The sequence below is a fragment of the Spirosoma terrae genome (assembly GCF_010435915.1).
GTDB classification, from domain to species: Bacteria; Bacteroidota; Bacteroidia; order Cytophagales; family Spirosomataceae; genus Spirosoma; species Spirosoma terrae.
In genome coordinates, this window is record NZ_JAAFZH010000008.1 from 58929 (window position 1) to 77361 (window position 18433).

The following is an 18433-nucleotide window of genomic DNA, read 5'->3' on the forward strand; positions in this document are numbered from 1 at the left end:
TGATGAATCTATTGCCCTATAATTCACACTACTTATTGGCTCCACTATTGCTGGGATAAAAGCCCGTTACGTCGCCATTAACGGCCATGACCGGTACCGCAAATAGTCCAGAGCTACTCAGGAAAGAAAAGCTGGTACGTTGGCTCCCACTGGCGGGCTCCAAAGCATAGACTCGACCATCGTAGCTGCTGGCATAGATTAATCCGTTAGCATAAATGGGACCCGCGCTCATCCAATATTTAGAAGTAAAGGACCATCGTAAAGTACCTGAGCTACTCTCAATGGCGTATACCTTATAATCGTCGCTCCCAACGTAGACTAAGCCGAACGTAGGAGTAACCATCGGGCTGCTATAAATTTCGTCGCCCGTTGTGTATGTCCATTTGGGGTTGCCTCCTGCCTGAGCATCGAAGGCGTACAGCTTACGATCACGACTGCCGACATACAGCACTCCATTGGCAACAACTGGGCTTGAATCGACTTTTCCTCCCGTGGAATAAGACCATTTTACCGCACCCGTCTGGGCATCAAGGGCATAAATCGCTTTGTCGCCACTGCCGATATACACAATGCCATTGCTAACTGTTGGACTGGAACGTACTTCGCCTTTTGTGGTGTAAGCCCATTTTTGTTTACCTGTACTAGCCTCAATAGCGTACACATTATTATCGTAACTCCCGACGTAAACGACTCCATTGGCTATAGAGGGAGAAGAAAGTATCTGCGCTTTTGTGGGGAAGCTCCACTGTTGCGCACCTGTGGTTGCGTTGATGGCATACACATTGCCGTTTGTATTACCAATATATACGGTATTGCCATCAACAACCGGGCTGCTGGATGCGAAAGAAGCACCAGCCGGGAAACTCCATAATTTAGTTCCCTTTGCCGGATCGAGGGCATACAGATTTCCGTCGTTACTACCAAACAGGAGTCTGCCATTTGCCACAACAGGATTTGAGTTGAGGGTACCTCCCGTTGAGAATTTCCAATTTATTGCCCCTGAATTGGGATCCAGTGCATACAGAGTCCCATCCGTGCTGGCAACGTAGAGCATTAATGGCGAAGCAGTGGATAGGGCTGTAGTTTGGAACGTCTTAACGGCTCCATAGGTAACAGTACCGGCCCCATTGATGGCATAGGCCCGATAGTAATACGTGGTGTTGGGCTGCAGGTTGCTGATCGTCAGCGATACCGAAGCCCCCGATAGCCCCGAGGCTACCACCTTGCTGTCCCCCGTGGTGGGCGTTTGACTGCTGGGGGAGTAGACCACCCCATACTCTTTTAAGCTAACCACACTGGCATTGCTCACCTGAACCCCCACCTGCACGGCTGTGGCGCTGGCGGTGCCTACTAGGTCGAGGGTTTCGGCCACAGCGGCTGGCTCGCCGGTCTTGATCTGCTTAGCTTCCCCGTAGCTCACCGTCCCGGCATCGCTGATGGCGTAGGCCCGATAGTAATAGGTGGTGTTGGGTTGTAAGTTACTGATGGTGACGGTGGTAGTCGCTCCACTACCGCTAGCGGTGGCTTTGGCGTCACTGGTGGTGGGCTGCTGATTGGTGGTGGAGTAGACAATGCCGAATTCTTTGAGGGTGACGGCGCTGGCATTGGCCACCTGCACTTGAGTCTGGAAGGAGGTGGGGGTTGGGCTTCCCACCAGTTCCAGGGTTCTGACATCGGCAATGACGGTAGCGGTTTTAAAGGACTGGATTTCGCCGTAACCGACGAGTCCCTTGTCGTTGATGGCGTATGTTCTGTAGTAATAGGTGGTGTTGGGTTGAAGGCCATTGAGCATGACCTGTGCTGTTGAGTTGGCGCCAGTGGCTGGCACTTTGGTATCGGAGATGGTGGGTAGCTGGTTGGTTGAGGAGAAGACGATGCCGAACTCGGTGAGTGCGTTTGGTCCCAGGGATGTGATGCTGCATTCAACCTGGACCGATGTGGTGGCCGGTGCACTGGGTGATCCTGTTTTGACCTGTGGGATCAGATCATACGGCTCCAGCTTCCACTTGGCGCAGTTGGCCAGCAGCAGCGCCATCCCGAGGAACAGTAGCAGGTTACGAAAAAAGATAGGCATGGCCGGATAGTAGTTTAAAGAGCAGGAGTAAACTTGGCGAAAGACAGACGTAGTGATTTGTCTCTACTGGATTACTTGGACATAAAATAAAAATCTCCGATTAGTGACGATAATTCCCAGGGAGTTTGCCGGTTGTTGCTCTGCTTCATTACCTCCAGACGTACTTGTTTAAATACACTTTCGATCGATAGACCAGGTACACTGAGATATTTCAGGAGCATGGCAGTATAAAGCCCATTGCGAGCCGTGCCATCAGCTGCTGTTTTACCTGGTGATGTAGCAAAAGCCAGATAAGTACCACTAGGGCCATTCATGGCTGATAGCCCCTTTTCATCGCCACCTCTGGACCAGCTACGTTCAAATGGATTGTCCCGACAGGCATCCAGCACAACGATATTGGTACGTGTGTGGGCATCTTCCATTTTCGTAAGTATTCGATCGGCCAAAAAACAGTCGTATTCAATTTCTCCTTCACTCGTTGGTTTGGCATCGATGGGAACCAGATAATTACGGCCTTTGCTCTGAACACCATGCCCAGCATAATAAAATAAACCGACCTGGTAATCTTTTAACTTGGTGCCAAATTCATTGATTGCTCGTAGCATCGACCGGTTGTCTAAGTCGGTAAATTGCATGACTTCAAAGCCAACATTTTTCAGCGCTTTCGACATGTCCTCTGCGTCGTTGGCGGGGTTGGCCAGCCGATTGGATGAGGGATAGTTCGCATTACCAATGACCAGGGCTAATCGTTTCTCCTGAACAATGGGTGCTGGTTTTTCATACCTGATCAGAAACGAATTTGTCGCGTTGCCACCTGAATTATAGGCTACCAGACGAATTTTGTTGCTCCCTTCCTGTAACTGCACGGCCTGAGCTACCGAATGTTCACAGGATACTAATTGTGGGTCCGCAGTCACCTTTAAGTCGCGATTGAGCTGCTGAAGAACATCGTTGACGAATAATTCCAGTCGGATCAGGGGCTTGCTGGTTTTGATGCAGGCTTTTATGATAATATGGTCGGTCTGAACAATATCGCTTTCGCCATTCCCCATCTGAAACGTAATCTGGGGTGCAGCTACCGTTTCAGGGGTAAACAGGCCTTGCGTATTAAGTTTCTGTCGACCACTGCGAGACGTCGAAATCGTGGTTTCGGACTCCTGGGCATACGTAATAAGCGATAGCAGAAACCCGATTGTAATGAGTAGATATGTTTTCATAAGATAGAGGGGGGCGGATGAGTAGCTAGTTGTTTAGCAGGCTTATTGCTTGGTTATCGTCATCTCTACACGTCGGTTGAGTTTACGTGTTTCTTCTGTTCGGTTGCTGGCAACAGGACGGGTAGGGCCAAAACCGCGAGTCGTAATTCGTTTTGCATCGATCCCATTTTTGACCAGATACGATTTCACCAAATCCACTCGCTTTTTGGATAACGCTACGTTCTGATCGAAGTCGCCCTGGTTGTCGGTATGGCCGCCTAGTTCAATTTCTACAGTAGGCTTATCGCGCATAAAAGTAACCAATTCGTCCAGGGCTGTTTGGGAACTGGGCAGAAATTCAGCCTGGCTCTGAACAAACTGAATAGCCTGCATTTTTTTGAAGTTGCTGTTCGATGCGCTGACGGCTGTACTATTCTTTGCTGCGTTGTCGGTTGTTGGCGTATAAAGACTTTTCGTACTAATCTTCTGACGAACGCTACGTGACGTTGACACAGCAGGACCGCCGTCCTGGCCATAAGCCGCAATCATTCCCCCAAAACAGGCCATCAAAAGTAGAGTCGCTTTCATAAGCATTGCAATTAAAACGTATGGACCAGGGCTACGCCAACCGACTGGCTGGCTGGTTGGATTTGCCAGGCTGTTCGTGGCTGGCCCGGTCGAGTGAGTTGATTGCTGGACGATTTTCGAGCAACCAGCGACACTACATTGGCAACCAACGTAACGGCTGCAGCTCCGGCTACCACCGTGAAAATCGTACGTCGGCTATCGATACTTTTGCGTTTGTCTTCAGCAGCGTTCCATTCAGGTAGTGTGTTAGCCACACTGTTTTGCTTATAGGCGTCCACATCTTTGTTGATGCCCGATGCCAGCACAAATGAATAGGCCGCCAGGCCACCCGTTGCAATCCAGCCAATGACCGGTAATGGCGATTTTTTCTGTACGACAACCGGGGCGGGTTTAGGCGGAGTAGGGCGAGTGGCAACGGGTGGTCTACGTATGGGTACGGTTCGCACGATACGTATCAGCACTTCTACGTCTTCGTCATTCAGTTGTACATTATCGCGGACAACATCCCAGTAGATTATTTTATTAGGACCGGATGAAATGGCTCGCCCTACATTCCCGCTAACCGAAGCCGGACGAAATTTTTTACCGGAGCTGGTTTCTATCTCCACGTACAACGAATCGTTAGGATTAGATCGGGGTAAATCGTACTGAATAGCGATTCGTTTTGTTTTCTCATCGACACCGATCCGAATGTTGGTTGCTTCGGACGGAGCCTGCTGAGCATAGGCTGATAGCCCACTCAGAAAGCTGATTAAACAAGCCGTTATAAGTAGTTTATAGAGGGTTAGAGGTGTTGTCATAGTAGGTCAGTAGCTTGATTATGTGCTGTAACTAGAATGTTATAGACCAGACTTCAGTGTTACGGTCGGTGGGCCTGTTGAATGTATAGCCGAAGCAGTAGTAAACGGTGTTTCCTATGTTGAAGAATGTTCTGCCGCCTTTAATGGACGGAGTGGAAGATAACGACAGAAGGGTCCATTGATCATTCTTAAACTCGAACAATCGACTGTCTTCGCTTCCAATCGCAAATACTCGGCTGCTGGCGACAACTGCCCCTTGCATAAGCCGTTGCGGCATATCGGGCTTACTGGATAATTTATAACCATCACTGGGACTTATCTCATAAGCGCGAACCGGGAATTCGTTGCTACTAAGTTTTATTCCTCCACCGATGTAGCATCTATCGCCATTGGGGAACATAATCGGATAGGCTAAACCAGCTAGGCTACTGGCCTCAATGACTCGGCTAGTTCCTGTTGTTATTGTGTATTCAACAATCGATGTCTGATCTCTGCCAACAGCTATGTAGGCTTTGTTGCCGAGGACAGTGGCGTTGGCTAGAAAACGCTTCATATTATTGTCCGCTTTCGTCGTCCACTGATCGGTGGAAGGGTTATAAATCAAAATTTCTGCATTAACATTCTGATTACCATCGGCCAGCCCCACAATGTATCCGGTACCATTGTACGAAAACCCAACGCCGTATGAACCTGAACGTGGTAGGTTGTTTTTCTGAGTCCATCGGTTATTGGTCGCATCAAATTCCCAGACTTCGTTGGTGGGCCCAGATTGTGTATTTCCGCCAATCAAATACGCTTTGTTGCCAATAGAAAAAGAGGGTACATCGGCGCGGGCTGCTCCGGGAAAGTTGGCGAGTTGACGCCAGGTAGACGTAGCAGCCCCGGTCGTGAATTTTTTCACTTCCCCAAGGCCGGTTTCTGCTTTGCCATTTACTAGAATTGTTGTGGCGTACCCACGATAGTAGTACGTTGTGTTGGGTTCGAGCGGAAGCGAATACACGTCTGTACCGAACGCATACAACGCATTCAAATTGTAGGCAGCGTCTCGGTTAGGCATTACCGAGTTTTGGCTGTTGGGCTGAGGATCTGGATTGGTTTTCGAGAAGCAGATGCCATACTTGTCTAAAGCAGTTGGCGCGGTTTTAATGCGCATAACCAGATTGGCCTTCGAGCTGGTTATGTCTACTGCGTCTACTGTTTCAATGTCCGGTTTTTGGGCTACGGCTGGCGTGGCTGTCTGGAACGTCTTAACGGCTCCAAAGGTAACAGTACCAGCCCCATTGATGGCATAGGCTCGGTAGTAATACGTGGTGTTGGGCTGCAGGTTGCTGATCGTCAGCGATACCGAAGCCCCCGATACCCCCGAGGCTACCACCTTGCTGTCCCCCGTGGTGGGCGTTTGACTGCTGGGAGAATAGACCACCCCATACTCTTTTAAGGTGATGGCACTGGCATTGCTGACCTGAACCCCTACCTGCACAGCTGTGGTGCTGGCGGTGCCTACGAGGTCGAGGGTTTCGGCCACAGCGGCTGGCTCGCCGGTCTTGATCTGTTTGGTTTCTCCATAGCTCACCGTCCCGGCATCGCTGATGGCGTAGGCCCGATAATAATAGGTGGTGTTGGGCTGTAAGTTGCTGATGGTGACGGTGGTGGTGGCTCCATTACCGCTAGCGGTGGCTTTGGGGTCACTGGTGGTGGGTTGCTGATTGGTGGTGGAGTAGACAATGCCGAATTCTTTGAGGGTGACGGCGCTGGCATTGGCCACCTGCACTTGAGTCTGGAAGGAGGTGGGGGTTGGGCTTCCCACCAGTTCCAGGGTTCTGACATCGGCGATGACGGTAGCGGTTTTAAAGGACTGGATTTCGCCGTAACCGATGAGTCCCTTGTCATTGATGGCGTATGTTCTGTAGTAATAGGTGGTGTTGGGTTGGAGGCCATTGAGCATGACCTGTGCTGTTGAGTTGGCGCCGGCGGCTGGCACTTTGGTATCGGAGATGGTGGGTAGCTGGTTGGTTGAGGAGACGACGATGCCGAACTCGGTGAGGGCGTTGGGTCCCAGGGTGGTAATGCTGCATTCAACCTGGACCGAAGTGGTGGCCGGAGAGCTGGGTGATCCTGTTTTGACCTGGGGGATCAGATCATACGGCTCCAGCTTCCACTTAGCGCAGTTGGCTAACGTTATACTGACTGCCAGCAACAGCAGTAATTTACGTAGAAGAGCAGGCATGGAAAAGAAGAGGTCTAAAAAGTTGGCAAATGCAATTGGTAGATAGCGAGCGCTGCTACTTCCGCTGGAAATAAAAATCTCCGGTCAGCGACGTAGATTCCCAGGGCGTCTGTTTATTGTTGGATTGCTTAAGTACTTCGGCTCTAACTTGCTGAAAAAGCTGCGTAATGGTTTGATTGGGCGTTTGCAGCGCTTTGAGCAAAGCGCCCGTATAAAGCCCATTACGTCCTGTTCCATCGGCCGCCGTTTTGCCAGGGCCGGTGGCGTAGGCTATCACAGAACCTGTCGGTGCATTCATACTGGCCAACCCATTGTTGTCGCTACCACCCCGGCTTTTCCAGCTTCTATCGAGCGAATTGTTCCGGCAGGCATCCAGCACAACAATATTCGTTCGGGTACGGGCGTCTTCCATTTTGGTTAGAACACGCTGCGCATCCAGGCATTCGTACTCAATCTCGTTGGGGCTTAGCGGTTCTGCATCAATCGGAACCAGGTAGTTATTTCCTTGGCTCTGAAGGCCATGACCAGCGTAGTAAAAAAGACCCACCTGATAATCCCGTAGTTTTTCGCCAAACGTGTTGATGGCCTGCCGCATTCCCTTATTGTCGAGATTCGTAAACTGAAGAACATCAAAGCCTAACTGCTTCAATGCAGTCGCTATGTCAGTGGCATCATTAACAGGATTAGACAGTTTATTGGCCCCCGGATAGTCTGCATTACCGATCACCAGCGCCAGGCGTTTTTCGAGAACCAATACCGGCGGCTTCTTGTAGGTTACCGTAAGCGTTGAGGTTACTTCGCCACCACCGGTCATGTAGGCAATGAGACGTAACGTATTACCTCCTTCTTTTAACTGCACACTCTGACTAAAAACGTTCTGGCAATCCTTGTCGCGTTCCACTTTAAGGTCGCGGGTCAGCGTTTGTATCTGGTTGTTTAATGACAGACTATACCGGGCAATGGGTTTGGGTGCGGTTATGCAGGCTTTGGCAATGAACGTTGGTGCCGAAACGGTTTGGTCAGCCTCCATCTGGCTTGTCCAGTCAATACGTGACGCTACGGCCGGTGTGGGTACCGACGGAAACAAAGTCATTGTGTTCAGGCGGGTAGGAGTGCTTTCAAACGTAGCAACCGGTTTTCGATCCGATGAGCCAGGCTGTGCCAGCAAGGAAGTAGCCATACACCAACCCAATATGGATAAAAGAATCGTTTTCATGGCAAGAGACATAAATACTGGTTGATTAAGGGAGATCAGCATTAGAATCGATGGCTTATACCAACACTGGTTGTTTGATTTCCGGATTGGATGAGTAGTGAGGTGCGACTAGGCTTAGGCTTGGCAACAACCATATAAATTACATTGGCTATGGCCACGGCAGCAGCCGCCCCAGCAACAATAGTAAAGGTGCCCTTATTGCGGTTAACCTTGTCTTTGATGTCGTTAAAGCGTTGCAGGTCAGCGGCATTCTCGGCGTATGGCTTGCTGTTGTACTCGTCAACATCTTTATTGATACCGAGTGCCAGTACTGTTGCGTAACCGGCCAGTCCGGCTGTAGCGACCCATCCAATAATAGGAATTGGCGACTTCTTCCGAACAACACTACCTGGTTCGGCAATACGGTCGGCGGTGGGGCGGGGTGGGGTAGGCTCTGGATTGCTTTTAACGGGTGTTGCTGCCACCGTTGCCGGGCTGGTTACCGTAACAACCCGACCCACCCGTAACAGCACTTTTACATCTTCATTCAGTCGAACGTTGTCGCGGACAACATCCCAGGCAATGAGCTTGTTCTTGCCGGGTTTAATAGCCGTTCCTACATCGCCGTTGACGCTGACGGGCCGAATGATACGTCCTGATGCCGTTTCCAGTTCAATATAAATGGAATCGTCAGGGAGCATTTGCGATAACTCATATTCGATAATTACTTTTTTAACGTTTATGTCGGTGCGCAGCCGAACATTCGTTGCGGATGTCTGTGCCCAACCTAACTGGCTCGTTAGACTGATCGACAGCAGAAAGAGAAGTTTAGAAAACGATTTCATGGTGCAGGAAGGGTTAGTTTAGGATGGGGCTAATGGACGGATAATCGCCGTTAACGGCTCCATTGACTAAAATTAGCGGGGTCGCATAAACCTGGTCGCCCGTAGCAAATTCCCACTTCTTGGTGCCAGTGGCCGCATCCAGACAGTACATTTTGCCGTCGTTGCTGCCGATATAAACCAGCCCGTTCGATACGGCTGGACTAGCGTACACTTCGTTATTGGTGGCGAATTCCCATTTTTTTGTACCGCTGTTTGCGTCGAAAGCATACACTTTGTTGTCGCCACTACCGACAAAAATTACGCCGTTGCTATGGGTTGGGCTTCCACCCATAAAACTGCCGGTTTTAATGGTCGTCCATAAAATAGTACCCGCCGAAGCGCTTACTGCGTAGAGCTTACCATCATCGCAGCCAACGTAAACGGTGGTTCCCACGACAATAGGGCAGGAGTTGACTTTGTCGGCCAGCGTAGCAACCCATTTTTGTTTACCGGTGCTGGCTTCTATAGCATACAGTTTTCGGTCGCTACTGCCTATATACACGGTGCCGCCAGAAACAGTAGGGCTCGACAGAATGTAACCGCCAGTAGGAAACGTCCAGGCTTGAGTGCCGTCTGTTCGGAGGGCATACACTTTACCATCGTCGCAGCCGAAATAAAGCAACCCATTGGCGAGGGCAGGGCTGGGAATAATTTTTCCTCCTGCCGTAAAGCGCCATTTCTCGTTACCTGTGGCAGCATCCAAGGCAAAAAAACGCTTGTCGTCATTACCCAGGTAAAGAACCCCGTCGGCAACAACTGGGCTGCTCTCAAATTTATCGCCCGCTGCCAGTTTAGACCATCTTCGGGCTCCTGATGCTGCGTCAATGGCGTAGATGTACGAATCGAAACCCGCTACGAAGACAGTGCCGCTGGCAAAGGCTGCGCTCGTGTTAATCGTACCGCCGTTGGTGATAAACTCCCAGTATTTGGCTCCTGTGGCCGCATTCAACGCATACACTTTCTTGTCTTTACTGCCGAAAATAACTAGTGAGCTTGGGGTTGAACCACCCGGTTCAGTTGGTTGAATAATTTTATCGTCCAGATTCCATTTTGAGCATCCCGATAGCAACAGAACAATCAAAATAGACGTATAGAGTAAGGTACGTATCATTGATGTCTGTCGTTTAAGCGTCTTTAGTACGATAGTAGGTAAAGCGTAATGTATTCATTGTGAATGCGTTCGAAAAAGGTTTAAGATAAAGCGAATACGGGAGCATTTCGTCTTAAGGTGCTACGGGTTTGAGTGTTCGGTTGATCTGTTTGAGTAATCGGTCGAATTGACGATCGATAATTGTTAGTCGAAACTTTGCCCGGTTGAGGAAACGCCGATTCATCATTACCTGAAACCTACTAGTACGTTGGCTTGGGATTTGCTTGACGACACAAAGGTGATTGCGCGTACAATAGGATTCAATCCCACAAAAGGGGGATTTTTGGCGTATATTCGGTAGGTTTGACGCTATTTAGCTAACATATTTACGCTGTACGCGTTATGAAGGCATAGCGTTGTCACCAATTGTGACACGCTAATCGGCTGCCTTCTGGTCAGAAACTCAATAACCACGACGAATGTCTGTGTCGAAAACCATTGTTCGTGTTCTACTTGGTTTGCTTGCCCTCATCTTGCTGTTGGCCGGGTTTGTTGTGCTCGTTGCCACCACGCCCTGGGGGCAGCAATTTGTGACAAAGCAGGTCAATTCATATCTCGCACAAAAACTGCAATCGCCCTTTCGAATCGGCCGAATAGGCTACTCTATACCCGACTGGCTCGAACTGGAAGATGTTTATTTCAAAACACCCCAGGGCGATACGTTACTGGACGGTGGTCGTATGCGGGTTGACCTCGATATGTGGGGCTTGTTGAATAACCGGGTAGCTATCAATCAGATTGAGCTGGAGCGGGTTCGACTGGATATTCGGCGGACACTGCCCGATACGACCTTCAACTTCCAGTACATTCTCAACGCCTTTGATACAGGGTCGTCGGAGCCGGAACCCGCCGATACGGTTTCGACGCCAATGGCCATCAACCTGAAAGGTATTACGTTAAAAGATGTTCGGCTCAAATACCGCGACGACGTAACAGGAGCGGATGTAAATACGTATATAGAAGCGTTGCGGGCTAATTTCAGCGATACCGATGTCACTACGTCGAAATATCATCTGTCGGACGTAACAGTTGATGGCCTGAACGCTAAGGTTCGCTTATACGAGGGCTTGCCAACTCCGCCCAGTCCGCCGGGCGATCCGTCCGATACGCTTAATCTGGCGTTAGGTAAATGGCAGATTACACGCGCCAAATGGGATGTTAATGTCGAAACGGCCGATTTTAAAACGCAGGGTAACGTAGGAAAAATGGCGATGGAGTCAGATTATTTCTACCTTGATGGTGAAAAAATAGGAATCCGATCACTGGATCTGGGCGATGGCGACATTACCGCTATTCTGACCAAACCTACTAAAAAGTCCTCTACTACGTCACCAGCTTCCACTACGTCGTCGGGAGCGCCGGGCTGGCAGGCCAAACTGACCAATGTTCGGTTTGCCAATAACCGGATTCGTTTCGACGACGAAACGGCTCCTCGTCAAAAACAAGGGCTGGATTACGGCCATCTCGATTTACAGAGCTTGGGCATTGATGGGAAGTTTCTGGTATATGAGGATCTGGGTAAACGTGGGCAACGGATTAGCGGACAACTTAGAAACGGACGGTTTCGGGCTTCGTCTGGTTTTGTTCTGCAAAGCCTGAATGGCGATGTGCTCTATACCGATACGACGACCACACTCACCCGGCTTTTTATCCAGACGCCAACTTCGTTGATTCGTGATCAGGTTGTGTTGCGGTATGATTCATTAGGGCAATTAAGTGATCCGCGTTTTGCGAAACGAGTGGGCGTTCGCGTCAATCTGCGACAAAGTCGTTTATCGGTCGATGACGTACTGCAACTGGCTCCCTTCCTGGCCGATACGCCACCGTTTGCCGGAAATCGCGGGGGCGTGTTTAAAGCAAATGCGCAAGCCGTTGGTACGTTAGCCGCCTTAACTATTCCACAGCTCGAATTTGATATGCTTTCGGGAACGCGGATTGCGGCCAGCGGGCGTTTGTCGAACGTAACAGATCCTGAACGGCTTGGAGTCGATCTGACCATTAAAGAGGCAACCACAAGCCTGGCCGATATTAATAAATTAGCTCCGAAAGGCTCGATACCATCGTCGATAGCCTTGCCGCCCGGTCTTCAATTGACCGGAAAAATTGCTGGTCAGCTCAATAACTTAATTCTGGATGCCAAGCTCAACACGGCATGGGGTACGGCAGCGTTCGATGGGCAGCTAGCCGGTTTTGTAACGGGGAAAAATCAAACGTATAAGGGTACACTAAACCTGAATGAATTCGACGCCGGGAAATGGCTCAAACAGGAAGGAACAGTCGGTAAAATAACCGGGCGAGCCACTGTTGATGGCAAAGGAATCGATGTCAATACGTTATCAACAAAATTTGGGCTTGATGTGCAGTCGGCACAGTTGAATGGGTACACATATCAAAACCTGGATGCAACGGGTACGCTTTCGAACGGAATTGTGGACATTGTCGGAGCCTTGAAGGATCCGAATGCGAATGTAAAACTGGACGCTAAAGTTGGGCTGAAAGGCGACTTCCCCAGTGTGACGGGAGAGACAGTCATCAATGAATTGAATCTTCAGGCACTCAAACTCTATAACGATCCCCTATCGTTGAAAGGACGTATTGTGATGGATATGGTCTCAACTGATCCAGTAAAGCCAGTCGGTACGGTTTCCGTCAACGATGCCGTGGTAACGCTGCAGGGCAAAGACTACCCGGTTGATTCATTGTATGCCCGACTGGCTGCCAACGGTAATGAAAAGAACGTATTGGCGCTGGTACCGGGTGCCCGATTGAGGCTCAACGGCCAGTTCGAGTATGCTCAGTTGTATGATATTGTGGCGGGCGAAGTGAGTAAGTACATTGCCCTGCCCGATCTAAAATACAAGGCTATTCCGCCCCCTCATGCGTTTACGCTTAACCTGAAAGCCTACCAGAATCCGATATTCCAGGCGTTTGTTCCGGCTTTGACTCGCATGGATACTGTTCGGCTGGATGCCTACCTGGCCAGCCAGGCCGATGGGTCATCCCGCGATACAACGCTGTCAGCTACGCTACGTACAGGTGTAATTGTATATGATACGACTACGCTAAAGGGCAGTACTGTAGCACTACGTGGGGTTGGTAATCAGCTGCTACTGAACGGCCGTATCGACGGGATTTTATACGACGGTCTGAATATTCGGGAAACCGATCTGACCGGTACGGCAGCCAATAACCAGCTTCGATTCTCGGTAGTCAATAAAGATTCAATTAATCAGCCGTTGCATGGTATTGCCGGGACGTTGAGTGTGATTGATTCCAGCTATCGGTTTCAGTTTGCCCGTAATGGATTACTGACCAATTATCAGCGCTGGGAAACCGATACGAGCGGCTTTGCCCAATACGGTAAGGAGGGGGTTATGATTAATCAGCTTCATATTGAACAGAATGATCAGTCGCTCGAAATAAGCAGTACCGAACAGTACGGCAATGCTCCCATTCGGGTTACAGCCCGCGCGCTGGAAGTGGCCAATCTGGCCCGATTAGCCAATCAGGATACTACGTTAGCCAGCGGCCAGCTGAACGGAACCGTGATTGTGCGCGACTATATGGGCGAGGATAGCAAACTATCGTTTATTGGGTCCGTATATGTCGACAGTCTGGAAGTAATGCAGCAACCTATTGGCAACCTGGTTGCCCGCTTCCGGAATGATTCAGACGATCGGATTAATGTCAATACGGCGCTGTCAGGTCCTTATAACGACGCAACCATTACCGGGTTTTACGACCCGTCTAGTGCGAAGGAAGCGCTTGATCTGGCCATTAATCTCAAACGGCTGGATGCCCGAACGATTGAAGCATTCAGTTTTGGTGAACTCCGGCAGGCTAAAGGAAAACTAACCGGCGAATTCAGCGTAGCAGGGGCCACGGATAATCCCAGAATGAATGGGAGTGTCGCCTTCGATTCTGTTGCCTTCAATATCAAACAACTGAATGCTACGTACCGGATCGATCAGGAGAAACTGACTTTCGCGGAGCAAACCATTACGCTGAAGGATTTTAACGTGCGTGATACGTTAGGTCGGACGTTAACCACCAATGGAACGGTCGTGCTGAAAAACCTGCCAGACGTAGCGTATAATCTGCGCGTTCAGGCGAATAAGTTCCAGGTGTTGAATGCGGCCCGGAAAGACAATGACTATGCGTATGGACAGGCCGCTATCAGTGCGGATTTACGGATCAAAGGAACAGGCTCAAGCCCGTCTATCAATGGAACAGTTCGGCTGGAAGATGACAGCAAAGTAGCCATTGTGTTGCCCGACGATGCCTCCAGTGTTGCCCGTTCTAACGAGATCGTTACGTTCATCAATCATAAAGATTCGATCGCGATTGCCAAGTACCTTTATAAGCCTAAACCTGATACGGTAGCTACAACGCCCCGGCTGGAGTTCGAGCAACTGAGCAATGCGACCATTTCGCTGGATCTGGAAGCCGACGAAAAATCGGAACTGACCATTGTGGTTGATGAATTGAATGGCGATTTCCTCCGCGCCAGAGGAAACGCCCGGTTAAACGTAGGAATGAATGCGTCGGGCCAATTGACCGTGCTGGGGCGTTATGACGTAACGGAGGGGGAATACTCCATGACTTACGAAGTACTAAAACGTCAGTTCCAGATTCAGAAGGGAGGCTATATTCAGTTTACGGGCGATCCGCTTAAGGCTGATATCAATATTACGGCTATTTATCAGGTGTCGACCTCGCCAGCTGACCTGATTGGTAATGAAACGACAACGCTTCCGGCTACGGCCACTAATCGTAAGCTACCATTTAACGTAGCGCTGACAATGAGTGGCAATCTGGCTTCTCCCAAACTTGATTTCGATATCCGGCAACCTGAGCTGGAAGATGCTAACAGCGCATCGGCATCGTCTGAATTCGGGACTACTATTGAAAATAAGCTCAAAACACTTCGACAGGATCAGTCGCAGATGAACAAACAGGTATTTGCTTTATTGATTCTCAATCGATTCCTGCCCGAAAATCCATCTGATTTCTTTTCTGGCTCGAACTCGGGTGGGTTGAATACACAGGCGGAAGGTATTGCCCGGAATAGCGTTAGTAAGCTCATTTCAGACCAGCTGGGCCGACTCGCTTCTGGCGTGCTAAAAGGATTTGACGTCGATTTTAACCTGATGTCGCAGACTGGTAGTGCCAATACGGGCGGAACAACCAATGGGGCCCGGACTGATTTGAATGTTGGCTTATCAAAAAGCTTTTTAAACGGTCGGCTGACTGTGTCGGTAGGGCGAAATTTTGTGTTGGAAAATACGGCTAATGCGGCTACCCGAAACCCAAACGAGGTATTCGATAACGTATCACTCAATTATACTCTTTCGCGGGATGGTCGCTATGTGCTGCGGGGGTATCGTCGCAACGACTATCAGGCCGTGTTGGATGGCTATATTATCGAAACAGGCGTTGGCTTTGTCGTTACTGTCGATTATAACACACTGGCCGATATTCTACGCCGGTCACCTGGCCCGACGCTGAATTAAGACATTATGACTCATTTATTCAGGATACTTATTGGATTGATACAATACGTAACGAAAATTACTGCTAACGTTAGGAGCGCAAGTCGTGCAGTATGTACGTTGCTCCTGATTGGGGTGGCTATTTTGCTGAACGGTTGTAATATTGGCAAGCACCTGCCTTCGAATGAACGACTCTATGCTGGAACTGATATTAAGATCAACGCCGACTCCACGATTTCAACCGATGATCAGAAAGCTGTGGAAGCACAGCTGGCCGAACTAGCCCGCCCAAGACCTAATAAGCAGCTTTTTGGTTTTCCTTACAAAGTGGGTCTTTATTATCTGTTTGGTGAGCCTAAAAAGAAAAAGGGATTTCGATCCTGGTTTCGGCGTAAATTCGGCGAGGAACCTGTGCTGGCCAGCGCGAAAGCTATTTCGTCTAACATTCCAAACTGGGAAGCAACCCTGGAGAATGAAGGATATTTTGGTTCAGACGTTACGGGTGAATTAAAAGAAAGTGGCTACAAAGCCCGAGGGGTGTATTCCGTCGATTTAAAGCCCCGGTTCTACGTTGATTCGGTAGCATTTCTGGTTGATTCAACTCCCGTTCGGAAAGCGTTAAAGACGTCGGCCCGACGGACTATCTTAAAAAAAGGAGATCCTTATCGCCTGGAAACGATCAAGCTGGAGCGTGAACGCATTAGCCAGGCTGTCAAACAACGGGGTTTCTACTATTTCCTGCCCGATTATGTGGCTATCCTGGCGGATAATGATTCGGTGACTCATCGAACAAAGCTATATTTTGGAATAAAGCCTGATATGCCTAACGCGGCTGGAGAGCCTTATTCTATCCGGGATGTTTTTATTTATCCGAACTATAATCTCTCAACAGCCCGGCAGGATACGAATCTTCGAAAGGCGTATCAGTCAGATGAAGAGTTTCATATTGTTGACTCCACCCGGCGATTTAATCCGAAACTGTTCAGAGATATTATGGCAGTGCAGCCTGGCCGGCTTTACAACAGTCGCGCTCAGGATTTAACCCTGTCGCGTTTCATCAATTTAGGAGCGTTTAAGTTTGTTCGGAATCGATTTGAACCCGATCAGCAAGGCGATTCGGCCGTGTTGGATGTACATTATTATTTAACGCCATACCCAACTAAGTCGGTACGATTAGAGATTGATGGTACCTCGCGTTCTAATAATTTTAACGGAACGCAGGCCATTCTCAGCTGGCGTAACCGGAACTATTTCCGGCGGGCCGAATTGCTGACGATCAATGCAAATACGGGTATTGAGTTTCAGATTGGTGGTGGCGACAACAGCGTAACAAACTATCGTTTTGGCGCCGATGCTATACTAAGTTTTCCGCGTTTAGTTAGCCCAGTCCGATTCCGATACGATCAGCGTCAGGCATTGCCTAAAACGAACATAACACTGGGTTATCAGCTGATTCGGCGGGGCGGTTTGTATGATCTTAATTCATTTCAAACTACGTTTGGATATGCCTGGCGGCAAAACCAGCAGGTTGAACATGTTTTTCAGCCTTTCAATGCCACTTATATTCGGGCGTCCAATATCAGTACGGCGTTTCTCGACTCTGCCATCAACAACCCCTTCATCATGAGTCAGTATATTCTGATTTCAAAGTCAAGGCAGATTATTCTTAGTAGCTTATATACCTTCAACTATAACTCATCGCCCCGGTCAGCCTCGCCAACTACGTTCCGGCTTACGGTGAATGTGGAACCTTCCGGAAATTTGGCCAATCTGTTGATAAACAGACGGAACGACAGTGGCGATAAGATTATTTTCGGTGTTCCGTTCGCTCAGTATATTCGTGCTGATGTTGATGTACGTTTATACCGGAAGATGTCGAAAAACATTACCTGGGCGAATCGTATTTTTGCCGGTTTAGGCGCTACATATGGTAATTCTAAAGATATGGCGTTACCACTTGTCAAGCAGTATTTTGTAGGTGGGCCAAATAGTATTCGCGCGTTTAGAGCCCGCGCCATAGGACCCGGTTTGTTTACACGCGATACGTTACAACAGGTTCAGTTGTTTCAGGATGGTGGTGGCGATGTTAAGCTGGAAGCCAACACCGAGATTCGAGCTAAGTTTGGTAAGTATCTGGAAGGAGCAGTGTTTGTGGACGCCGGTAATGTCTGGACCTATTCCGATATAGGAACCTTTGGGCCTGAGGCTAAATTTAATCCCGATTTCTACAAGCAGATTGCTATTGGAACGGGCCTTGGTCTGCGCCTGGACCTATCTTATTTCCTGATTCGCTTTGACCTGGCTACTCCGCTACGAAAACCCTATAAAACGGAGGGTAGTGAATGGGTTATTAACCAGATCAACCTGCGCGATTCCCAATGGCGAAAACAGAATCTGGTCTTTAATATAGCCGTCGGGTATCCGTTCTAACTTATTGACTATTCAAAAGCCAAGCGGCCACAAAGTCATTTGCTGATCTTTGTGGCCGCTTGGCTTTTGAGTTGCTTACTTCAACACTGGCTCAAGTACCTTCCAGACGTTCTTCGCTACAATTTTATGCCCTTCGGGGGAGATGCCCTCGGGCTGATCGTGCAGAGAGATTCTCAAACTAGATTGTATCGATCGTAAGATATTTTGTGAGCGGTCTCGCCGACGCCAGATCTCAACGTTGTCAATTTAATTATGTATCGATATTTGAGCTGAAATTTAGCTTTTGCTTGATTTACTCGTCTGGTTGATGATCTCTCATTTGGAATAAGAGGCCTGTTTATTAGGGTTTTATGTGAATATTGGATGAGTAAAGTAAAGAATAGTAGGACTTTGTATC

The 18433-nt window shown here is 49.1% G+C and carries 10 protein-coding genes; 2 read left to right on the forward strand and 8 right to left on the reverse strand.

Translation table 11 applies throughout. The features are described 5' to 3' along the window. Positions 1-28: 28 nt before the first annotated feature. The 8 genes from GK108_RS17840 to GK108_RS17875 form a co-directional block, all read right to left on the reverse strand. Positions 29-2074 carry an outer membrane protein assembly factor BamB family protein gene (locus tag GK108_RS17840; RefSeq protein ID WP_163951539.1) on the reverse strand — a complete coding sequence of 682 codons (2046 nt, stop codon included), beginning with the start codon at positions 2072-2074 and terminating at the stop codon, positions 29-31. Between the two features lie 71 nt (positions 2075-2145). Beyond that, a complete protein-coding gene (locus tag GK108_RS17845; RefSeq protein WP_163951541.1) occupies positions 2146-3291 on the reverse strand; it encodes a caspase family protein in 1146 nt (381 codons plus the stop codon). A 42-nt stretch (positions 3292-3333) separates the two neighbouring features. Beyond that, positions 3334-3858, reverse strand: coding sequence for an OmpA family protein (locus tag GK108_RS17850; RefSeq protein ID WP_246224960.1), 525 nt, complete (start codon positions 3856-3858; stop codon positions 3334-3336). 11 nt (positions 3859-3869) lie between these two features. Continuing rightward, positions 3870-4658: a hypothetical protein gene (locus GK108_RS17855; RefSeq protein ID WP_163951546.1), complete on the reverse strand. Its 789-nt coding sequence runs from the start codon at positions 4656-4658 to the stop codon at positions 3870-3872. 31 nt (positions 4659-4689) lie between these two features. Then, positions 4690-6885 carry a kelch repeat-containing protein gene (locus GK108_RS17860; protein WP_163951549.1) on the reverse strand — a complete coding sequence of 732 codons (2196 nt, stop codon included), beginning with the start codon at positions 6883-6885 and terminating at the stop codon, positions 4690-4692. A gap of 55 nt (positions 6886-6940) precedes the next feature. Then, positions 6941-8101 carry a caspase family protein gene (locus GK108_RS17865; RefSeq protein ID WP_163951552.1) on the reverse strand — a complete coding sequence of 387 codons (1161 nt, stop codon included), beginning with the start codon at positions 8099-8101 and terminating at the stop codon, positions 6941-6943. Between the two features lie 41 nt (positions 8102-8142). Beyond that, positions 8143-8925 (reverse strand): hypothetical protein, encoded by a 783-nt coding sequence (locus GK108_RS17870; protein ID WP_163951554.1) that lies wholly within the window; start codon positions 8923-8925, stop codon positions 8143-8145. 13 nt (positions 8926-8938) lie between these two features. After that, positions 8939-10075, reverse strand: coding sequence for an outer membrane protein assembly factor BamB family protein (locus tag GK108_RS17875; protein ID WP_163951556.1), 1137 nt, complete (start codon positions 10073-10075; stop codon positions 8939-8941). Positions 10076-10533: 458 nt separating this feature from the next. On the opposite strand from GK108_RS17875, the gene GK108_RS17880 reads away from it, so the two are divergent. Beyond that, positions 10534-15627 (forward strand): translocation/assembly module TamB domain-containing protein, encoded by a 5094-nt coding sequence (locus GK108_RS17880; RefSeq protein ID WP_212592829.1) that lies wholly within the window; start codon positions 10534-10536, stop codon positions 15625-15627. 6 nt (positions 15628-15633) lie between these two features. Then, positions 15634-18036 carry a translocation and assembly module lipoprotein TamL gene (gene tamL, locus GK108_RS17885; RefSeq protein WP_163951558.1) on the forward strand — a complete coding sequence of 801 codons (2403 nt, stop codon included), beginning with the start codon at positions 15634-15636 and terminating at the stop codon, positions 18034-18036. Positions 18037-18433: the final 397 nt, after the last annotated feature.